The sequence below is a fragment of the Salipiger abyssi genome, assembly GCF_001975705.1.
Classification (GTDB): domain Bacteria; phylum Pseudomonadota; class Alphaproteobacteria; order Rhodobacterales; family Rhodobacteraceae; genus Salipiger; species Salipiger abyssi.
In genome coordinates this window covers 75127-96406 of record NZ_CP015091.1, presented here as the reverse complement: position 1 = coordinate 96406, position 21280 = coordinate 75127, and the positions used below count along the sequence as shown (strand labels likewise).

16 protein-coding genes are annotated in these 21280 nt (G+C 65.7%); 7 read left to right on the top strand and 9 right to left on the bottom strand.

The window, feature by feature from the left end:
* Positions 1–10 precede the first annotated feature (10 nt).
* From Ga0080574_RS01980 to Ga0080574_RS01970, 3 genes are read right to left on the bottom strand one after another with little or no spacing between them, the layout of a single operon-like run.
* Positions 11–3001 carry a sarcosine oxidase subunit alpha gene (locus tag Ga0080574_RS01980; protein ID WP_076694777.1) on the bottom strand — a complete coding sequence of 997 codons (2991 nt, stop codon included), beginning with the start codon at positions 2999–3001 and terminating at the stop codon, positions 11–13.
* A complete protein-coding gene (locus Ga0080574_RS01975) occupies positions 2998–3300 on the bottom strand; it encodes a sarcosine oxidase subunit delta (RefSeq protein ID WP_076694775.1) in 303 nt (100 codons plus the stop codon). Before Ga0080574_RS01975 ends, Ga0080574_RS01980 begins: the two co-directional genes overlap by 4 nt.
* A 16-nt stretch (positions 3301–3316) precedes the next feature.
* On the bottom strand, positions 3317–4570 hold the full coding sequence (locus tag Ga0080574_RS01970) for a sarcosine oxidase subunit beta family protein (protein ID WP_076694773.1): 1254 nt from the start codon (positions 4568–4570) through the stop codon (positions 3317–3319).
* Positions 4571–5148: 578 nt separating this feature from the next.
* On the opposite strand from Ga0080574_RS01970, the gene Ga0080574_RS01965 reads away from it, so the two are divergent.
* A complete protein-coding gene (locus Ga0080574_RS01965) occupies positions 5149–6780 on the top strand; it encodes a BCCT family transporter (RefSeq protein WP_418314522.1) in 1632 nt (543 codons plus the stop codon).
* A 57-nt stretch (positions 6781–6837) separates the two neighbouring features.
* Here the strand turns inward: Ga0080574_RS01965 and Ga0080574_RS01960 are convergent, their stop codons facing one another.
* On the bottom strand, positions 6838–7884 hold the full coding sequence (locus Ga0080574_RS01960) for a GlxA family transcriptional regulator (RefSeq protein WP_083716722.1): 1047 nt from the start codon (positions 7882–7884) through the stop codon (positions 6838–6840).
* Between the two features lie 310 nt (positions 7885–8194).
* On the opposite strand from Ga0080574_RS01960, the gene Ga0080574_RS01955 reads away from it, so the two are divergent.
* The 4 genes from Ga0080574_RS01955 (at position 8195) to Ga0080574_RS01940 (ending at position 13492) form a co-directional block, all read left to right on the top strand.
* Complete coding sequence (locus Ga0080574_RS01955) at positions 8195–8944, top strand: electron transfer flavoprotein subunit beta/FixA family protein (protein WP_076694769.1); 750 nt, start codon at positions 8195–8197, stop codon at positions 8942–8944.
* Positions 8945–8964: 20 nt separating this feature from the next.
* The gene (locus Ga0080574_RS01950) at positions 8965–9897 is read left to right on the top strand and encodes an electron transfer flavoprotein subunit alpha/FixB family protein (RefSeq protein ID WP_076694767.1); all 933 of its coding nucleotides are present in this window, start codon (positions 8965–8967) and stop codon (positions 9895–9897) included.
* A 28-nt stretch (positions 9898–9925) separates the two neighbouring features.
* A complete protein-coding gene (gene folD / locus Ga0080574_RS01945; protein WP_076694765.1) occupies positions 9926–10810 on the top strand; it encodes a bifunctional methylenetetrahydrofolate dehydrogenase/methenyltetrahydrofolate cyclohydrolase FolD in 885 nt (294 codons plus the stop codon).
* 120 nt (positions 10811–10930) lie between these two features.
* Entirely contained in the window at positions 10931–13492 is a 2562-nt protein-coding gene (locus tag Ga0080574_RS01940) for a GcvT family protein (RefSeq protein ID WP_076694763.1), read from the top strand.
* 307 nt (positions 13493–13799) lie between these two features.
* Here the strand turns inward: Ga0080574_RS01940 and Ga0080574_RS01935 are convergent, their stop codons facing one another.
* Positions 13800–14684, bottom strand: a complete 885-nt coding sequence (locus Ga0080574_RS01935) for a LysR family transcriptional regulator (RefSeq protein ID WP_076694761.1) — start codon at positions 14682–14684, stop codon at positions 13800–13802.
* A 156-nt stretch (positions 14685–14840) separates the two neighbouring features.
* Here Ga0080574_RS01935 and Ga0080574_RS01930 point away from each other — a divergent pair, with 156 nt between their 5' ends.
* Positions 14841–16079: an aromatic ring-hydroxylating oxygenase subunit alpha gene (locus Ga0080574_RS01930; RefSeq protein ID WP_076694759.1), complete on the top strand. Its 1239-nt coding sequence runs from the start codon at positions 14841–14843 to the stop codon at positions 16077–16079.
* A gap of 6 nt (positions 16080–16085) precedes the next feature.
* Complete coding sequence (locus Ga0080574_RS01925; RefSeq protein ID WP_076694757.1) at positions 16086–17168, top strand: FAD-binding oxidoreductase; 1083 nt, start codon at positions 16086–16088, stop codon at positions 17166–17168.
* A gap of 19 nt (positions 17169–17187) precedes the next feature.
* Here Ga0080574_RS01925 and Ga0080574_RS01920 read toward each other — a convergent pair whose 3' ends face one another.
* From Ga0080574_RS01920 to Ga0080574_RS01905, 4 genes are all read right to left on the bottom strand, one after another.
* Complete coding sequence (locus Ga0080574_RS01920) at positions 17188–18228, bottom strand: GlxA family transcriptional regulator (RefSeq protein ID WP_076694755.1); 1041 nt, start codon at positions 18226–18228, stop codon at positions 17188–17190.
* A 94-nt stretch (positions 18229–18322) separates the two neighbouring features.
* Complete coding sequence (locus Ga0080574_RS01915; protein ID WP_076694753.1) at positions 18323–19636, bottom strand: TRAP transporter large permease; 1314 nt, start codon at positions 19634–19636, stop codon at positions 18323–18325.
* A gap of 21 nt (positions 19637–19657) precedes the next feature.
* Entirely contained in the window at positions 19658–20233 is a 576-nt protein-coding gene (locus Ga0080574_RS01910; protein ID WP_083716721.1) for a TRAP transporter small permease subunit, read from the bottom strand.
* Positions 20230–21225, bottom strand: coding sequence for a TRAP transporter substrate-binding protein (locus Ga0080574_RS01905; protein ID WP_083716720.1), 996 nt, complete (start codon positions 21223–21225; stop codon positions 20230–20232). Before Ga0080574_RS01905 ends, Ga0080574_RS01910 begins: the two co-directional genes overlap by 4 nt.
* Positions 21226–21280 lie beyond the last annotated feature (55 nt).

Sequence of the window (21280 nt, the reverse complement as noted above, 5' to 3'; positions counted from 1 at the left end):
GACAGGCTCCTCAGATCTTCAGACGGGCGTTTTCGGGATCGACGAAGATCGTCGAGGTGATCTTGGCGGCGATGGTGCGGTCGGGCATCGGGATATAGACGGTCTCGCCCAGTTTCTCGTGCCCGCCCTCGACCAGCGCGAGCGCGATGGGGCGCCCGGTGGTGCCGGTATCGTAGGACGAGGTCACATGCCCCACCATGGTCATCGGAACCGGCTGCTTGGGATCGAAGACGATCTGCGCACCCTCTTCCAGTTTGCTCTGGTCCTCGGTCAGGAGACCGACGAGCTGCTTGCGGTCCTTGGCCTGAAGATCGGGCCGCGCGAGGCCGCGCATGCCGACGAAATCGGGCTTCTTCTTGCCCACGGCCCAGCCCATGCCGGCGTCATAGGGCGTCACCGTGCCGTCAGTGTCCTGACCGACGATGATATAGCCCTTCTCGGCCCGCAGAACGTGCATCGTCTCGGTGCCGTAGGCGGTGATGCCGTATTGCTGGCCCGCCTCCCACAGGGTTTCCCAGAGCTGGCGACCCATGGGCGCCGGGACGTTGACCTCGAAGCCGATCTCGCCGGTAAAGCTCACCCGGAAGAGCCGGGCGGGCATGCCCGCCACGGTGCATTCCACGCAGGACATGTGCGGGAAGGTCTCTTCGGTCAGCTCCACACCCTCGACCAGCGGCGCCAGAAGCTTGGCGGCGTTGGGGCCGTTCAGGGCGATGGTCGACCATTGCTCGGTGGTCGAGGTCAGCCAGACGTTGAGATCGGGCCATTCGGTCTGGAGGTAATCCTCCATCATGTTCATGACCCGTGCCGCGCCGCCGGTGGTGGTGGTGACGTGGAACTTGTCCTGACCCAGACGACCGATCACGCCGTCGTCGCGGATATAGCCGTCATCGCCCAGCAGCAGGCCGTAGCGGCAGCGGCCCACGCCCAGCTTGGTCCAGGGGTTGGTGTACATGCGGTTCATGAACTCGACCGCGTCGGGACCGACCACCTCGATCTTGCCCAGCGTGGAGGCGTCGAAGATGCCCACCGACTTGCGGGTCGCGGCACATTCGCGCGCCACGGCGGCATCCATGTCCTCGCCCGTTTTCGGGAAGTACCACGCCCGGCGCCACTGGCTGACCGGCTCGAACACCGCGCCGTTCTCTTCGGCCCAAGGGTCGATCTGGGTCTTACGGGTGACCTCGAAGTGATCACCCCGGTGATAGCCCGCGAAGGCCCCGAAGGAGGTCGGCGTGTAGGGCGGCCGGAAGGTGGTGAGACCCACCTGCGGCTGCTTCTTGCCAAGCGCGTCGGCGGCGATGTTCAGACCGTTGATGTTGGACATCTTGCCCTGATCGGTCGCCATGCCGTTGGTGGTGTAGCGCTTGACGTGCTCGATGGAGCGCATGCCCTCGCGCACGGCGAGACGCAGGTCCTTGGCGGTCACGTCGTTCTGATAGTCGACAAAGGCCTTGGCCTTGCCGGGGCTGCGGTCGGTCGGCAGTTCCTTCATCGACACGCCGGTGCCGGTGCGGTCAGCCGCCACCGAATAGGCCACCTGCGCCGGGGTCTTGCCCAGCAGTTCGGCGACTTCCCGGCCCTTCTCGGCGCCGTCCTTCAGCACCGCCTCGACGCCCCAGAGACCGCGGCTCGCGCCGGCGATCAGGCAGTCCTCGGGGGTGTCCTTCGGCAGGAAGGTGGTGCGGTCGTCGTCCCAGGCGAGCGAGCCCTTGGTGTGCGAGAAGAGATGCAGCGAGGGCGTCCAGCCGCCCGACATCAGCACCGCGTCGCAGCGGATCTCTTCGCCCGCGCCGACGCTGCCGCCGCTGACCGGGTTCACCCGCAGCGAGGAAACGCGCAGGCGGCCGGAGGTGGCGGTGGCGGTGTGCGACAGCTTCACGGTGATGCCGCGTGCGCGGGCCTCCGACAGAAGCGCCTCATGCACGCCTTCGCGCAGATCCACGATGGCCTGCACCTGCGCGCCGGCATCCTGAAGATCGAAGGCCGCGAACCAGGCGGAATCGTGCGAGGTGACAATCACCGGACGCTTGCCGACCAGAACGCCATAGCGGTTCAGGAAGGTCTGCGCCGAGCCCGCCAGCATCACACCGGGGCGGTCGTTGCCGTGGAACACCAGCGGCTTTTCCAGTGCGCCCTGCGCCAGCACGACCTGACGGGCACGCACCCGCCACATCCGCTCGCGCGGGGTGTCTTCGGGCAGCTCGGGCAGGTGATCGGTCAGCTTCTCGACCATGCCGATCATGTTCTGGTGGTAGTAGCCGATGGCGGTGGTGCGGGTCATGATCTTGACCCCCGCCGCCTTCAGAGCCTCGAGCTCGGCGGCCAGCCAGTCCCATGCCGGGCGGCCGTCGATCTGCGCCTGCGGCTCGGACAGCAGCGTGCCGCCGGCCTCGGCGTTCTCGTCCACCAGCACGACCTTGAGCCCGTCCACCGCAGCGGCACGCGCAGCGGCGATGCCGGTGGGGCCGGCGCCGACGATCAGCACATCGCAGTGCAGATAGCGCGAGGCGTAGTGATCCGGATCCTCCTCGGTGGGGCTCACGCCCAGACCGGCAGCGGCGCGGATGAACGGCTCATAGACCTTGTGCCAGAAGTTCTTCGGCCACATGAAGGTCTTGTAGTAGAAGCCCGCCGAGAACAGCATGTAGGCCGCATCGTTCACCGCGCCCACGTCGAACTTGAGGCTCGGGTACTTGTTCTGCGAATTGGTCTCGAGACCGTTCCAGATCTCCTGCACGGTGGCGCGAGTGTTGGGCTCGAACCGGCCCGGGCCGCGGCGGGTGCCGATTAGCGCGTTGGGCTCTTCGCTGCCAGCGGCGACGGCGCCGCGCGGACGGTGGTATTTGAACGACCGGCCCATCAGGTGCACGCCATTGGCCAGCAGCGCCGAGGCGACCGTGTCGCCCTGCGCGCCGGTGAAGCTTTTGCCGTCAAAGGTGAAGGTCACGGGGCGCGAAGTGTCGACGCGGCCCCGGCCGGAAACGCGGTACTGGCTCATTTCTGGCGCTCCGTCAGGCTGGAGAGATCGGGACGCGGGGCGTCCGCCTCATAGGTGGTCAGGAACTTGTCGGACACGGTGTCGCGCACGGCATTGAAGAAGCGCCCGCAGCCGTGGAAATGCCGCCAGCGTTCGTAATGCGGGCCCTTCACATTGGTGCGGATGAACAGGAATTCCTCCCACTGTTCATCGCTCTGGCCCGAGGGCTGCTCGGGGCGGACGACATGCGCCTCGCCGGCATAGGTGAACTCGGCCTCGGGCAGGGTTTCGTTGCAATAGGGGCAATGGATCAGAAGCATCTCTGGAAACCTCGTCTCAGTGGGCCACGGCCGCCGCGGCGGCTTCGTCGATCAGACGGCCGGTGCGGAAGCGTTCCATGGTGAAGGGCGCGTTGATCGGGTGCGGCTCGTCCTTGGCGATGGTCCAGGCAAAGGTATGCGCCGCGCCCGGGGTCGCCTTGAAGCCGCCGGTGCCCCAGCCGCAGTTGACGTAGAGCCCCGAGACCGGGGTCTTGGAGATGATCGCCGAGCGGTCCGGAGTGACGTCGACGATGCCGCCCCATTTGCGCAGCATGCGCATGCGGTTGAAGATCGGGAACACCTCGGAGATCGCCGCCACGGTGTGCTCGATCAGCGGCAGGCCGCCGCGCTGGCTGTAGCTGGTGTACTGGTCGGTGCCCGAGCCGATCACCAGCTCGCCCTTGTCGGACTGGCTGCAATAGGCGTGCACCGCGTTCGACATCACCACGCAGGGGAAGATCGGCTTGACCGGCTCGCTCACCAACGCCTGGAGCGGATAGCTTTCCAGCGGCAGGCGCACGCCGGCGGTGTCCATCACCACCGAGGTGTGGCCGGCGGCGGAGACCGCGACCTTCTTGGCCTTGATGAAGCCCTTGCCGGTCTCGACACCCGCGACAGAGCCGTCGGCATTGCGGCGGATCGCCGTCACCGGGCAGTTCTGGATGATGTCGACGCCGCGCATTGCCGCGCCGCGAGCATAGCCCCAGGCCACCGCATCGTGGCGCGCGGTGCCGGCCCGCTCCTGAAGCGCGCCGCCCATCACCGGGTAGCGGGCGTTCGGCGAGATATTGACCGGCGGGCAGTACTCCTTGCACTCCTCCGGCGTCAGCCAGCGGTTGTCCACACCGTTCAGGCGGTTGGCGTGGATGTGGCGTTTGAAGCTCTGCACGTCATGCACGTTATGCGCGAGCATCAGGCAGCCGCGGCGCGAATACATGACGTTATAGTTCAGCTCCTGGCTGAGGCCTTCCCACAGATCGACCGCGTGGTCGAAGAGCCGCGCGCTCTCGTCATAGAGATAGTTCGAGCGGATGATCGTGGTGTTCCGACCGGTGTTGCCGCCGCCGAGCCAGCCCTTGTCGATCACCGCGATATTGGTGATGCCATGCTGCGTGGCCAGGTAATAGGCCGCACCCAGCCCGTGGCCACCGGCGCCGACGATGATCACATCGTACTCGGCCTTGGGCTGGCTGTCGGGCCATTGCTCGGTCCAGTTTTTATGCCCCGAAAGGGCGTTCTTGAGAAGGTTGAAGGCGTTGAAACGCGTCATGATGGCACCCCGGGCTGGGAAGGTATTCGGAATTGCGTAGCGATCCGCGCGGCGCGATGCGTGAAGCTTTGCGACAGGTTGGGTGGAGATATGCGCCACGGCATTCCGCCACGTTTTTTCCGCAGCGCCCCGGCGCCTCACGCCGCGCCGTTCCGGCCCGGAAGATGCCGCCTGAAAGAGCGAATCGCGGCCCTGAACACAAAGCCCGAGTCGCACCCTGCCCCTGGCGCGAACCCGGTTAGGTTGAGCACCCTCGCCGCCGGATGGGCCTGAACGGCGGCGGTTTCGTCGCGATGCTACCGCACGCCTGTCGCACCCGTTCTGCCGCGTGGTTACGCTTCCCTGAATAACCCGGTGATCGACATTTTGCCTGTCTCCGGTCCGGGTTCAGGTCAGCGCAAAAAAGCAAAAGGCGAGCGTGGGAATCGCCCGGCACTCCCGGTCACAGCCTGCCGATGCAGGCGGGAGAGCCGGCCAGCGCCCCACATCCCGCTCGCTCCCGCGTCAAGACGGGACGGCGATTCCGGACCTTCACCCCGGCAGGCATTGCCAGCACAGGAGGACGACACTTGACGCAAATTTCCGACACGGACGGCTCCGAGGCCGAAACGCCGCCCGACGGGCTCATCCAGACCGACTACACCATCGGCCGAGACAATATCGAGGGCTCGGTCGGGCCGTTCGGCTTTGACGTGCACAACCCGGTCTTCGCGATCTCGGCCTTTGCCGTCGTCGCCTTCGTGATCTTCACGCTCGCGCTGCCCGCGCAGGCGGATGCGCTGTTCAGCGCGATGTTCTCGGAGGTCACCAAGGGATTCGACTGGTTCTTCATCGGCGCCGCAGACGTCTTCGTGCTGCTCTGCCTAGTGCTGGTGATCAGCCCCTATGGCAAGATCCGCCTCGGCGGGCGCGACGCCACCCCTGATTTCAGCTATGTGAGCTGGTTCTCCATGCTCTTCGCCGCCGGCATGGGCATCGGCCTGATGTTCTACGGCGTGTCCGAACCGCTGAGCCATTTCTCTTCCTCGATGGGCGGCACCGCCACCGGCGCGGACGGGCTGCGCAGCGACTGGGCGCCGCTCGGTGCAGCGGGCGGCAATGCGGACGAGGCGGTGCGCCTCGGCATGGCCGCCTCGATCTTCCACTGGGCGCTGCACCCCTGGGCGATCTACGCCATCCTGGCGCTGAGCCTCGCGCTCTTCAGCTACAACAAGGGGCTACCGCTCACCATCCGTTCGGCCTTTTACCCGATCTTCGGCGAGCGCGTCTGGGGCTGGCCGGGCCATGTCATCGACATCCTCGCGGTCTTCGCCACGCTGTTCGGGCTGGCGACCTCGCTGGGCCTCGGCGCGGCGCAGGCGAATTCCGGGCTGCACAAGCTGTTCGGCGTGCCGATCAACAGCACCGCGCAGATCGTGCTGATCATCGCCATCACCGCCATTGCGCTGTTCTCGGTGATCCGCGGGCTGGAAGCCGGGGTCAAGCTGCTCTCCGAGATCAACATGGGCCTGGCCTTCCTGCTCCTGGTCTTTGTGCTGCTGGCCGGGCCGAGCCTGCTTCTGCTCACCGGGATCGGCGATTATCTTCTGGCCTATCTCGAATACCTGCCGGCCCTGTCGAACCCGGTCGGGCGCGAGGACGTGAACTTCATGCAGGGCTGGACGAGCTTCTACTGGGCCTGGTGGATTTCCTGGTCGCCCTTCGTCGGCATGTTCATCGCGCGGGTCTCGCGCGGGCGCACCGTGCGCGAGTTCCTCATCAGCGTGCTGCTCATCCCGTCGCTGGTCTGCGTGATCTGGATGTCGGTCTTTGGCGGCGCGGCGATCAGCCAGGTGCTGCGCGACGGCTATACCGCCGTGCAGGACTCCGAGCTGCCGCTCCAGCTCTTCGCGATGCTCGACGCGATGCCGCTGACCGCGATCACCTCCTTTGTCGGGATCGTTCTGGTGATCGTGTTCTTCGTCACCTCGTCGGATTCGGGCTCGCTGGTGATCGACACCATCACCTCCGGCGGCAAGGTCGATGCACCGGTGCCGCAGCGGGTGTTCTGGTGCCTGTTCGAGGGCGTGGTCGCAATCGTCCTGCTGCTCTCGGCGGGCGGGCTGAAATCGCTGCAATCCATGGTGATCTCGACGGGCCTGCCCTTCACCGTGGTACTGCTGGTGATGTGCGTCGCGATCTGGCGCGGGCTGGCCAGCGAACCGCGCTGAGTCTCGAACCATGCTGAACAACCGCCGCGGGGCCTTGGCCTCGCGGCGGTTTGCGTTTCAGGCGAGCGCCGTGTCGCGCTGCTGGCGCAGTGCCAGCGGCGTGCAGCCAAAGCGGCGGCGGAACATCCGGCTGAGATGCGAGGAATCGCAAAAGCCGCAATCCACCGCCACCTGCGCGATGGATTTCTCACTGCTCTCCAGCAGGTGATGCGCCAGCGACAGGCGGATGCTGAGAAACGCCGCCTGCGGCGAGGTGTCGAGCGCCACGCGGAAATGCCGTTCGAGCTGGCGCTTGCTGTGCCCGATGCGCCGCGCCACCTCGGTCACCGAAAGCGGCGTGTCGATATTCTGCTGCATCAGCAAGAGCGCGCGCAGCACGATCGGGTCGCGGGTCTTGAAATCCATGGTGATGCCGGGCTGCGGTTTCTCCGCCTGCAAGGCATCGTCGATGATCATGATATGCAGGCTTTTGCTGGCCTGCGCCCGGCCCACATGCTTGTCGACCAGATAGGCCGCCAGATGCGCCGAGCTGGCGCCGCCGGAACAGGTCAGCCGGTCGCCATCGACCACAAAGATCTGGTCGGCCACCGGATTCAGACCTTCGAACTGTTCGAGGAAATCGGCGTGGTGGAACCAGCTCACACAGCAGCGGTAACCGTCGAGCAGCCCCGCCTGGTGCAGCATGAAAGCGCCGGTGCAGATGCCCACCAGCGGCATGCCCGCTTCTGCCGCCTGATGCAGGAAGCGCACATAGGCGGCGCTGAGCCCGGGCATCTCGTCCATCAGCCCGCCGACCACGACGATATAGTCGAATCGCGTCGGATCCCCCAGCCGCTCCTTGGGCTGCACGGTGATGCCGCAGCTCGACGAGACCGCATCCATCGTGTCCGAGAGCACCGTCCAGTTGCACAGGATGGGGCGCGAGCGGTCGCCCTCGTCGGCGGCAAGCCTCAGAACATCCACGAAATTCGCGAAGGCACAGAGGGTGAATCGCTTGGCCAGGATAAAGCCCACATTCAGCCGCGCGCCCTCGGGACGCGCACGCAGGGCGTGGCTCGCGGCGTTGCGGGGGGCCGGTCTTGGCAGCTCGGATCGTGTCTCCATCGGGTCGCTCCACCGGTCGGGGGAATTTTCTGATCCGGTGTCGTAGCCATAATCCCGGGTTGACGCAATCGTCCTGTTTTTTCGAGGCGCTTCATCGCAATAGTTCCGATCACGAATCCGGGTGACTGCCTGTCTGTGAGGCATGGCAGCGCCCAATCAAGCAAAGCGGGCGCGTCCCCGCATCGAAAACGGAACGGCAGACACAGCAGATTGCACGTCGCACCCGTTCTACCGAACACAACCGGCCCGGCAGCAAAGCCCGGGCGCATCTGTCCCGGCGCGCCCGGGGCTCTGACAGAGAGGAACTGGCATGAAAGTCCTGGTGCCTGTGAAACGGGTCGTCGATTACAACGTCAAAATCCGCGTCAGCGCGGATGGCAGCGGTGTCGATCTGGCCAACGTCAAGATGTCGATGAACCCGTTCGACGAGATCGCCGTCGAGCAGGCGGTGCGCCTGAAGGAAGCCGGTACCGCCTCCGAGGTCGTCGTGGTCTCCATCGGCCCCGCGCAGGCGCAAGACGTGCTGCGCACCGCGCTGGCCATGGGCGCCGACCGCGCCATCCTGATCACCACCGAGGGCACCACCGAGCCGCTCACCGTCGCAAAGCTCCTCAAGGGCGTGGTCGCCGAGGAAGAGCCGGGCCTGGTGATCCTGGGCAAGCAGGCCATCGACGACGATTGCAACCAGACCGGTCAGATGCTTTCGGCGCTGCTGGGCTGGTCGCAGGCGACCTTTGCCTCCGAGATCGAGCTGTCGGGCGATATGGCCAAGGTGACCCGCGAGGTCGACGGCGGCCTTCAGGCGATCGAGGTCACCCTGCCCGCCATCGTCACCGCCGACCTGCGCCTCAACGAGCCGCGCTATGCCTCACTGCCCAACATCATGAAGGCGAAGAAAAAGCCGCTCGACACCAAGACGCCCGAGGATTTCGGCGTCGATGTTGCGCGCCGCCTGAACGTGCTGCGCGTCGAGGAGCCCGCGGGCCGTCAGGCCGGTGTGAAGGTCGGCTCGGTGGCCGAACTGCTCGACAAGCTGAAAAACGAAGCTGGCGTCATCTGACCGGACGGGGACCAAAGACCATGGCTATTCTTCTCTTTGCAGACCACGACAACGCGGCGCTTTCCGAAGCCACCGCAAAGACCCTGACCGCCGCCACCCAGATCGGTGGCGATGTCGATATCCTGATCGCCGGCAAGGGCGCCGCCGCCGTCGCCGATGAGGCCGCCAAGCTCGCCGGCGTGCGTTCGGTGCTGCTGGCCGAGGGCGACGCGCTGGAGCAGCGTCTGGCCGAGCCCACCGCCGCGCTGATCGTGGCGCTGGCTGGCGATTACGACACCATCCTCGCGCCGGCGACCACCACCGGCAAGAACGTGCTGCCGCGCGTCGCCGCCCTGCTCGACGTGATGCAGATCTCGGAAGTGATCGAGGTTGTCTCCGCCGACACGTTCAAGCGCCCGATCTACGCCGGCAACGCCATCGAGGTGGTGCAGAGCAGCGAGGCGAAAAAGGTGCTCACCGTGCGCACCGCCGGGTTTGCTGCCGCTGCCGCCGATGCAAGCGCCCCGGTCAAGACCGTCGAGGCGGGCAGCGAGGGCGCCGAGCTGTCGCGTTTCGTCGAGAACATCCTCTCGATCAGCGACCGTCCCGAGCTGAGCTCGGCCAAGATCATCGTCTCCGGCGGGCGCGCGCTCGGCTCGGAAGAGAAGTTCCAGGCGGTGCTCAACCCCGTTGCCGACAAGCTCGGCGCCGCTGTCGGCGCGTCGCGCGCGGCGGTCGATGCGGGCTATGCGCCGAACGACTTCCAGGTCGGCCAGACCGGCAAGGTGGTGGCACCGGATCTCTATGTCGCCTGCGGCATCTCGGGCGCGATCCAGCACCTGGCGGGGATGAAGGACTCCAAGATCATCGTCGCGATCAACACCGATGAAGAGGCGCCGATCTTCCAGGTCGCCGATTACGGTCTGGTGGGCGATCTCTTCGACGTATTGCCGCAACTCGAAAGCCAGCTCTGACGCCAGCCACGGGGAAGGGAGACCGCCCATGACCGCGCATATCATCGACGGAAAGGCCTATGCCGCCGGGCTCGGCGACAAGATCGCCGAAAGCGTCGCCGCCTTCACCACCGAGACCGGGCGCGCGCCCGGCCTTGCGGTGGTGCTGGTGGGCAGCGATCCGGCGAGCGAGGTCTATGTCCGCAGCAAGGGCCGCATGGCCCGCAAGCTGGGCATGGAAAGCTTCGAGCATGTGCTGCCCGAGGATACCACGCAGGCGGCGCTGCTGGCGCTGGTGGCAGAGCTCAATGCCGATGACAGCGTCGACGGCATCCTCGTGCAGCTCCCCCTGCCCCGGCATCTCGACAGCCTTGCCGTGGTCGAGGCCATCGACCCGGCCAAGGACGTCGACGGGCTGCACCCGGTCAACGCGGGCTACCTCGCCTCCGGGCTGCCGGGCCTGACCTCCTGCACGCCGCTCGGCTGCCTGATGCTGCTGCGGGATTCGCTGGGCGACCTTTCGGGGCTCGACGCCATCGTCGTGGGCCGCTCGATCCTCGTCGGCAAACCCATGGCACAGCTGCTGCTGGCCGAGAACTGCACAGTGACGCTGGCGCATTCGCGCACCCGCGATCTGGCGGAGAAGGTCGGCAAGGCCGATATCGTCGTGGCCGCCGTGGGCTCTGCCGAGATGATCCAGGGCGACTGGATCAAGCCGGGCGCCACGGTCATCGACGTGGGCACCAGCCGGGTGATCCGCGACGGCGAGAAACGCCTCGTCGGCGATGTCGATTTCGCCGGCGCCGCGCAAAAGGCCCGCGCCATCACGCCGGTGCCCGGCGGCGTTGGACCGATGACCATCATGAGCCTGATGCACAACACCATGCTCGCCGCCTATCGCCGCGCCGGGCTGCCCGCGCCGCAACTCTGGTAACCTTCTCCCCGCCGCGCGTGAAACGGTCGTTTTTCGCGCGGTGAATGCCGGTTGGGCCGCAGTGCCGCGCCGGTTCATACTTACTCTGCCCGCAAACCTCTCGAACAAGTGGAATCACCCATGTCTTCGTTTCCTGAACGTGCAAACGTCGTCATCGTCGGTCTCGGCGGCATCGTCGGCGCATCGGTCGCGCATCACCTGATCGAGCGCGGCTGGGACAATATCGTCGGCATCGACAAATCGGCTATCCCCACCGATATCGGCTCCACCGGCCACGCGTCGGATTTCTGCTATGTCACCGCGCATGACCAGCTGACCACCTGGACCTCGAATTACTCGGTCGATTTCTACGAAAAGCTTGGCCATTACAGCCGTATCGGCGGCATCGAAGTTGCCCGCGTCGGCGATGACGGGCGCCTGGAAGAGCTCAAGCGCCGCTGCGATTCCGGCCGCGCCTTCGGCACCCGCGTCAAGATGATCTCCGCCGCCGAGGCGAAAGAGAAATTCCCGCTGCTCGAGGAAGACCAGATCCAGGGCGCCATGTGGGATCCGGATGCCGGTCTCGTCGTGCCGCGCTCGCAGACCGTCGCGGGCAAGCTGGTGGATGCCGGCGAAAAGGCCGGCAAGCTGCGCGCCTTCGCAAACACCCCGGCGCTGGAGCTGATCCAGGAGAATGGCCGCGTTGTCGGCGTGAAGACCCATCGCGGCACCATCATGGCCGATCACGTCATCGTCTGCGCCGGCCTCTGGGGCCGCCTGATCGCCGACATGGTGGGCGAAGACCTGCCCGTCATGCCGGTTGACCACCCGCTGACCTTCTTCGGCCCCTATGACGAGTTCGCCGGCACCGGCCTCGAAATCGGCCGTCCGCTGCTGCGCGATCAGGGCAACTCCGCCTATCTGCGCGACACCGGCGACCCCTCGACCACCGAGGGCGGGCAGATCGAATGGGGCTATTACTACGAGAACGAGCCGCGCATGGTGCATCCGCGCGACATTCTCGAAAAGGGCCAGGCACGCCTTGGGCCGTCCATGCGCGACCTCGAACTCGAAGACGTGATTGAGCCGCTCGAAAAGGCGATGGAGCTGACCCCGATCCTCGCCGAGCTGGGCTTCAACGAGAGCCACTCGTTCAACGGTCTGCTGCAAACCACCACCGACGGCGGCCCCTCGATGGGGGAAAGCCGCAAGGTGCGGGGCCTGTGGTATGCGGTCGCGATCTGGGTCAAGGACGCGCCGGGCATGGCCAAGCTGCTGGTCGACTGGATGACCGACGGGCGCACCCATATCGACCATCACGGCATCGACTACTCGCGCTTCCAAGATTACCAGCTCACCGAAGACTTCATCTGGGGCCGCTGCGAAGAGACCGCCAAGAAGATCTACAATCCGCCGGTTCACCCGCGCGAGCCCTTCGCCAATGCGCGCGGCATCCGTCGCTCGCCCTTCTACGAGCGCGAGGTCGAGCTGGGCGGCTATTTCATGGAACTCGGCGGCTGGGAGCGGGCGCATGGCTACGCGGCCAACGAGCACCTGCTGGAGAAATACGCCGATCAGGTTCCGGTGCGCGAGAACGAATGGGACAACCGCCATTTCTGGCGCGTGTCCAACGCCGAGCAGCTTGAGATGAGCGCCGATTGCGGCATCATCAACCTGTCGCATTTCCATATGACCGACATCTCGGGCCCGGATCACGTTGCGCTGATGGAGTATCTCTGCGCCGCGAAAATCGGCGGCGACAACAATATCGGCAAGGGCATCTACACCCATATGCTCGATGACGAGGGCAATGTCCGCGCCGACTTCACCGTGTTCCGCATGGAAGACCGCTGCCGTCTGGTGAATGGCGCCGATGCCGGCCCGCGCGACCAGATGTACATGAAACGGATGGCGCAGGACAAAGGCTTCGACGTCACCATCGTGGATGTGACCGAAGACTTCACCACCATCGGCATCTGGGGGCCGAACGCCCGCGAGAACCTCAAGAAGGTGGTCGCCAATCCGGACATGCTGGAGAAGGAAAACTTCCCCTTCGCGGCGATCAAGACCATCGAGATCGCGGGCAAGAAAGTCTCGGCCTTCCGGATCTCCTATGTCGGCGAACAGGGCTGGGAGCTTCATATGGCCTATGAGGACGGCCTGGCCGTCTGGGATGCGCTGCGTGATGCCGGCGTGATGGCGGTGGGTGTCGAGACCTACGCCAACTCGCGGCGGCTGGAGAAATCCCTGCGCCTGCAAAACGCCGACCTGCAAACGGAGTACAACCTCTACGAGGCCGATCTGGCGCGTCCGAAAGTCAAGGAAGCGGAGTTCCGGGGCAAGGAGAAGCACCTGGAATACCGTGCCCGCGAACACCAGCCGGCGATGCTCTGCACGCTGGTGATGACCGACAACACCGACAGCAAGGGCGTTGCCCGCTACCCGGTGAACACCATGCCGGTGATGGATCCCGAGACCGGCGAGGTGCTGGTCGACGAGCTGGGCCGCCGCTCTTACACCAGCTCGCAGGCCTTCGGTCCGACGGTCGGCAAGAACATCATGCTGGCCTATCTGCCCTGGGATTACTGCCAGGTCGGACGCACGCTGAACGTCACCTATTTCGACGAGACCTACCCGGTCGAGGTCGCCGGGGTGGGCTATGCGCCGCTCTACGACCCGGAGAACCTCAAGCCGCGCAGCTGAGGCCGGATCGGTATAGATATACTCAAGCGACTCCGGCGGTTTTCCGCCGGAGTTTTTTGTTGTGCGGAGCGGTGGGCAGATTGCCCACCCAACGTGGTTCGTAAGATCGGGAAGGCAGTACGAGCCGCGCAAGCGCCTGCCCACGGTCCGGCGCGGGCGCGCCTCTCGGCGTTTGCTTGCAAACGCCTGCCGGCAACACATCGCTTTGCGATGTGTGAGAGGCGCCCTGCGGCCTTGTCCCGCGTCGGGGCAATGCACAATCGTAGGGTGGGCAATCTGCCCACCGCCCCCGACGCACACACTCCCGCTAAAGCGGCGTCTCCTGCTCCGCCAGCCAGTCCGCGAAGAGCCGCGCATTGGCTGAGGCGCGGCCATGGATGCGCAGGTAGAACGGGTGCGGCGACTCCATCGCCTCGGGCACCAGCTGCACCAGCCGCCCGCTGTCGAGATAGCCGCCCAGCAGCCCCTCCCAGCCCAGCACCGCGCCGACATGGTCCTCGGCGGCCTTCAGCGAGATCAGGTAATTGTTGAGGAAGAACCCCGGCCCCTGCGGCGCGGTCCGGCCCAGGGTCGAGAACCATTCCGGCCATTCCGTCCAAGCGTTCACACCCGATTGCGTATGGATCAGCGGCACGTCCAGCAGATCCGAGATATCGCGAATGCCGTAGCTTTCGGCGAACTGCTCTGTCCCCAGTGCCAGGATGCGGTCGCGGAACAGCACCCGGGTTTCATCATCCTCCAACGCCGGATCGCCGTAATGGATGCTCAGATCGACGCCCCGCGCCCGGCTGTAATCCTCGATCATCTGCGAAATCGCCACACCCGGATGCGCCTTCCAGAAGGCCGCGAGCCGGGGCGTCAGCCAGAGCCCGCTCATCGCCGTTGTGGCGGCGATCGACACGCCGCTGCGGTCGTGGCGGCTGCGGATGCGGGCGACGCTTTCCGAAATCCCCTCGAAGCCGCGTTGCAGCGACACGAACAGCAGCGCCCCCGCCTCGGTCAGCTCCACCCCCCGATAATGGCGGTTGAAAAGCGGCTGGCCCAGCTCTTCCTCCAGCGCCTTGATTCGATGGCTGACCGCCGCCGGGGTCACGTTCATCTCCGCCGCCGCCATCTTGAAGCTTAAATTTCGGGCAGCGGCTTCGAAACAGGCAAGATCGCCAAGAGATGGCAAATCATAGGGTTTCGGCATCTTCGGTCGCTTTCAGGCAAGGTATGTCGCGAATGGAACAAATCGCGAGAGAGTTTAGTCAGACTAAACCCAGATGAGATTTTTGCCAATTGTCAACGAGTCTGTGGAATGTCTCTTTGCCGGAAATTCCCCCTCTCCCGCGACAGGAGTTCCGATATGGCAAGCCAGACCGCCCCGCTCTCCGACCTGCTCGTCCAGCACCGCCCCGGCCATGCGCTCCAGCAGCCCTTCTACACCACGCCCGAAATCTTCGAGGCCGATCTCGAAACGATCTTCTACCGCGAATGGCTCTATGCCTTCCCGGCCTGCATGCTCGACAAGACCGGCGCCTATCAGCGCCTGAAGATCGGCGCTTATGACGTCATCGCCATCCGCGACGGCAAGGGCGAGATCCGCGCCTTCCACAACACCTGCCGCCACCGCGGCTCGGTGATCTGCTCGGCCTCCCAGGGCCGCGTCGCCAAGCTCACCTGCCCCTATCACCAGTGGACTTACGATCTGGACGGCAAGCTCATCTGGGCGCGCGACATGGGTGCCGATTTCGACCCGTCCCAGCACGGGCTGAAGCCGGTGCACTGCCGCACCGTCGCCGGGCTGGTCTATATCTGCCTCGCCGCAGACGCCCCCGATTTCGACGCTTTCGCCGGCACCGTCGCCCCCTATCTGGGCGTGCACGACCTGTCCAATGCCAAGGTCGCGCATCAGTCGACGATCATCGAAAAGGGCAACTGGAAACTGGTCTGGGAGAACAACCGCGAGTGCTATCACTGCGCCGGCAACCACCCCGACCTCTGCCGCACCTATCCCGAGGATCCGACGATCACCGGCGTCAGCGCCGATGGCACCTTCCCCGAAAAGGTCGAGACCCACTTCAACCGTCTTGAGGGTGCCGGTGCGCCGTCGCGCTTCCGCATGGGCGAGGACGGCCAGTTCCGCGTGGCGCGCATGCCGCTGCTCGACGGTGCCGAGAGCTATACGGTGAACGGCAAGATCGCCGTGCAGAAGCGTCTGGGCCAGGTGCCCTTCCTCGACGCCGGCACGCTGCTGATGTTCCACTATCCGACCACATGGAACCACTTCCTCACCGATCACTCGATCACCTTCCGCGTGACCCCGATCGGCCCGCAGGAAACCGAGGTGCAGACCACCTGGCTGGTCAACAAGGATGCGGTCGAGGGCGTGGATTACGATCTCGAGAACCTCACCCGCGTCTGGACCCACACCAATGACGAGGACCGCCGCGTCGTCGAGGACAACCAGCAGGGCATCAACTCGCCGGTCTACGAACCCGGCCCGTACTCGACCACCCATGAGGACGGCGTCGCCCAGTTCGTGAGCTGGTATCTCGACCGCATGCGCGCCGCGCACACCCCTTCCACCCTCGCAGCGGAGTAAAGCGATATGGCCAAGACCCAGGCAACCGCCGCCGGAGCATGGACCGACGAAGAGGTGCTGGAATGCGTCTCGATTCTTCCGGAATCGCCGAACGTGGTCACGGTCTGCTTTCAGGCTCCGTCGGGCCGGCCCTTCGTCTTTCAGGCCGGGCAGTTCATTACGCTTGAACTGCCCGTGCCCGGCGGGCCGCTCTACCGGACCTTCACGATCTCCTCGTCGCCGACGCGCCCGAAATCGCTGACAATCACGATGAAGGCGCAGTCGACCTCCATCGGCGTGCGCTGGATCATCGACAACCTGCGCCCGGGCATGACGCTGAAGGCGACCGGCCCCGCCGGTCGGTTCACCTCGGCGGAGTACCCGGCGCAGAAGTACCTGTTCATCTCCGCCGGCTCGGGCATCACCCCGATGATGTCGATGACGACCGAGATCTACGATCTCGGCCGCCACCGCGACGTCGTCTTCGTGAACTGCGCGCGCCGTCCGTCGGAAATCATCTTCAAGCGCCGGCTCGAACATATGGCCACGCGGGTCGAAGGGCTCGACCTGAAATGGGTCGTACAGGAGCCGGACCCGTATTCGCCCTGGACGGGCTATCAGGGCACATTCAACCAGCTGATGCTGGGCCTGATGGCGCCCGACTATCTGGAGCGCGAAGTGTTCTGCTGCGGCCCCGAGGGCTTCATGCAGTCGGTGCGCGAGGCACTGGCGGGCCTCGGCTTCGACATGGATCATTACCACCAGGAGAGCTTCCACGCGCCGGGGACCCCCGGGCCGGAACTCATCGAAGTGGAGCTGCCGGACGACGATCTGCCCGAAGACGACGTCATGGCCGAGATCGTCTTCGACATCTCGGGCGTCACGCAATCCTGCCCCGAGACAGAGACCGTGCTCGCCGTCGCGCGCAATGCCGGGATCGCGATTGCCTCCGGCTGTACCTTCGGCGTCTGCGGCACCTGCAAAACCAAGAAGCTCTCGGGCGAAGTCCACATGGTGCATAACGGCGGCATCACCGACGAAGAGATCGAAGAGGGCTATATCCTCGCCTGCTGCTCGAACCCGCGCGGCAAGGTCACGCTCGACCTCTGAGACTCATGGCGCGGCGCGGTCACTCCGCGCTGCGCATCAGCACGCCGACCGCGGGCAGATCGTCTCCCGGCTCGAACCGGCCCTGTGCCTTGCGGTATTCCGCCGGCGTCACGCCGCGCTCGGCCTTCATCGCCCGCGACAGGTGCGGCCCGTCACAAAAGCCGCAGGCCAGCGCAATATTGGTGACCGAGGCATCGGTGGTGCGCAGCCGTTGCAGCGCCCGCTCCAGCCGCAGATCGAGATAGGCCTTGAGCGGCGTCTGCCGCAGATCCGCGAGAAAGCGCCGCTCCAGCGTGCGCCGCCCGACCCCCAGCTCGCGCGCCAGATCCTCCACGGTCTTCGGCACCTCCAGGTTCTGCTGCATGCGCAGCAGAGCGCGGCGCACCAGCTCGTCCTTGGCGCGGCGCGCCAGCGTCAGGCCGGGCTGGGCCTTTTCGCCGCCCATGGCATCGTCGATCATCATGATATTGAGGCTCTTGATCGCCGCCGACTGCCCCACATGCCGCTGCACGAGGAAGGCGGCGAGATGCGCCGCGCCATGGCCGCCGGAGCAGGTCAGCCGGTCGCGGTCGACCACAAAGATCTGGTCGGAGATCGGCGTTTCGGCCTCGAACTGGTCGAGGAAATCCTGATGGTGGAACCAGCTCACGCAGCAGCGATAGCCCTTGAGCAGCCCCATGCGTTGCAGGATGAAGACGCCGGTGCAGAGCCCCACCAGCGGCACGCCCGCCTCGGCCTGACGCCGCAGAAAGCCCTGCGCGGCGCCGTTCAGCGCGGCGCTGTCGCCAATGAGCCCGCCGACCACGACGATGTAATCGTAGCGCGCCGCCTGCCGCAGCCGCGTGTCGGGCTGCACCCGCACGCCGCAGCTCGACCGCACCGCCTCGAGCGTGTCCGACAGCACCACCCAGTCGCAGAGGATCGGGCGGGAATGATCGGCCTCGTCAGCGGCCAGCCGCAGTACATCGACGAAATTGGCAAAGGCCGAAAGCGTGAAGCGGTCGGCCAGCAGAAACGCCACGCGCAGGCGCTTTGCGGGGGGAGAGGACGGGGCGGGCATGGCGGCATCCTTCAGGCGAGGTGTCGCAAATATACACGAACATCGCCGCCGGATTCCATCGCGCCGCGACCTCTGATGGCCCCGGCGCGACGGATCACGCGCCGTAGAGCAGGTTCGGCAGCCAGAGCGCGAGCTGCGGGAAGGCCACCAGAATGACCACCGCCAGACCGAAGAGCAGGAAGAACGGCACCGAGGCGCGCGCCACCCGCCCCAGCGGCCAGTTGGTCAGCCCCTGCAACACGAAGAGGTTGATCCCGACCGGCGGCGTCAGCAGCCCGATCTCGACCATCAGCACCAGAAAGACGCCAAACCAGACCGGATCGTAGCCCGCCGCCGTCACCAGCGGCAGCGTCATCGGCAGGGTCATGACGATGATCGCCACCCCGTCCACAAAGATCCCCAGCAGCAGGTAGAACAGCGCCAGCAGCATGATCAGCGCAAGCGGGTCGAGGTTCATCGCGCCGATGGCCGCGCCCAGCTCCTGCGGCAGGTGCAGATAGCCCAGCGTCGTGGAGAGCAGCGACGCAGAGATCAGGATGATGCAGACCATGGTGCTGGTCTTGACCGTGCCGAGCAGACTGGCGCGGACCAGCTCCCAGTTGAGCTCGCCCAGCAGGATCAGCACCACGAAAGCCGCCAGAACGCCCACCGCCGCCGCCTCCGAGGGCGTGGCGATGCCGGAATAGATCGCGCCCAGCACGATTCCCATCAGCGCCACCACCGGCAGCAGATCCAGCGCGGCGCGGGCATAATCGCGGAGCGCAAAATTCTGGTGCCCGGCGGGGGCCACGCTGGGGCGGATCAGCGCCATCAGCATGATGAAGGCGGAATAGAGCCCCGAGACCACCAGCCCCGGCAGCACCCCCGCCGCGAACAGACGGCTGACCGAGACCTCGGCGAGAATGCCGTAGATGATCATCGCAATCGAGGGTGGCAGCAGCAGCCCGAGGCTGCCCGCGCCGGCCAGCGAGCCAACGGCAAGGCGTTCGTCATAGCCCCGCGTCACCAGCTCTTTCGAGGTGATCTTGCCCACCGTCGCGGTGGTCGCCGCCGACGAGCCGCTGACAGCGGCAAAAAGCGTGCAGCCGAGCACATTGGTGTGCAACAGCCGTCCGGGAATGCGGTCGACAAAGGGGGCGAGCCCCTTGAACAGCCGCGCCGAGACCGTGGAGCGGAAGATGAGTTCCGCCACCCATATGAACAGCGGCACGGCGGCCAGCTCCCAGGTGGAGGCGCTGCGATAGGTGATCGAACCGGCGATGGAAAAGACGCGGGTGAGCGGCATGCCGACGAGGAAATGCAGCCCGGCGAAGGAGACGAGCAACAGCCCGGCAAAGATCCACACGCCGCTGCCCAGCGTCACCACCAGCATCGCGATCAGCGCCAGTCCGGCGAAAAGCGGGTCCATGAATTCCCTTTCTGCCTGTCTCTACAGGTCGTTCTGAAGCGGATCGTCATTGCCCGGCGGGACCGGCCCCGGCAGGTCGAAGATCTGGCGCAGGATCCAGGCAAAGACCTGAAGGCTGAAGATCGCGAGCCCCGCGGCACAAACCGCCTCGGGGATCCAGAGCGGAATCTCGGCGATCGAGCTGGAGGTGCGGCCACGCTCGAAACTGCGCATCGCGGTCTTGGCGATCACCCAGGAGATCTGCGAGGTCACCGCCAGCGTGGCGACGCCGCAGAGCGTCTCCAGCGCACGGCGGGTGCGGCCCGAGAGCCGGTCGACCAGCAGCCCGACCCGCACCAGCGCGGAATGTTCGAACGCATAGCCCAGCGACAGGAAGGTGGCGCCCGCGATGGCGTAGCCGACCATCTCGTCGAGCACAAAGGTCGAGCGGTCGATCATCCGCAGCCCGATTTCGAGCAGGATATGCAGCACCATGAAGACGACCAGCGCTGCCGCCACCACGGCGGCGGCCTGCGACAGGGCAAAGACGCCGCGCTGAAAGAGCATCGCCGGCCCGGTCCGGCCGGCGATGTCTTGGGTGTCGGAGACGCCGCTCATTCCGCGCGCATTTCCTCGAAGGCGGCGAGGATCGAGTCGGCATCGTCGCCCATCTTCTCTTTCCACTCCTCAAGCGCCGGCTCGGCGGCCTCGGTCAGCGCGGCGATATAGGCCGGGTCGACACCGGTCACGACGGTCATGCCGTGGCTTTCCATCTCGGCATAGTTCTGCGCCACGCGGTCTTCGAGCAGCCCCCAGCCAAAATCCTCGGCGGCAGCGGCGGCCTCGGTGACCCAGGCTTTCTGCTCGTCGGTGAGCGCGTCATAGACATCGCGGTTCACATGCACGAATTGCAGCGGCATCGCATAGTTCACCTCGGTGAAATGCGACTGCTGCTCCCAGAGCTGCGAGGCCGAGCCGCCATCGGCGGAGGTCAGCACCGCGTCGATGGCACCGGTGGAGAGCTGCGGAACGGTGTCGGCCCAGCTCAGCTGCACCGGGGTGGCGGCGGTGTTGCCGAAGGTGATGGTGCCATTGGCGTCGTAGGTGCGCAGCTTCACGCCGTCGAGCGCCTCCATCGAGTCGAGCGGCTTGTTGCCCCAGAGCCCGCTCGGCGGCCAGGGTGTGGCGAAGAGCAGCACCTGATTGTCGTCGGCCAGAACCGCCTCGTAATAGGGTTTGGCGATCTCGTAGAGCTGGCGCTCTTCCTCGGGGGTGGTGACCAGGAAGGGGATCGAGGAGAGGATGAACACCGGGTCGATGCCCGACCATGGCGTCGCAAAGGAGGAGGCGAGATCGAGCGCGCCGTCGCCCACCGCGTCGTACTGGTCGATGGATTTGTACCCCAGCGCCGCGCCGTGATGCGCGGTCACCACCATGTCGCCGCCGGAGACCTCTTGCAGCGCCTCGATGAAGGTGTCGGCGGATTGCGCGTGCACCGAGTTCGGCGGGTATTCGTTGGCCAGATCCCATGTGACCGATTGCGCCCATGCGGGCAGCGCGGCGGCGGCAAGCACCCCGGCGAGGAGCGGTGTGGTCAGTGTCTTGAGCATGTTCTGATTTCCCTGTTGCTATGGTTGTCTTTGATGAGGGCCGGGTCGCCCCGGC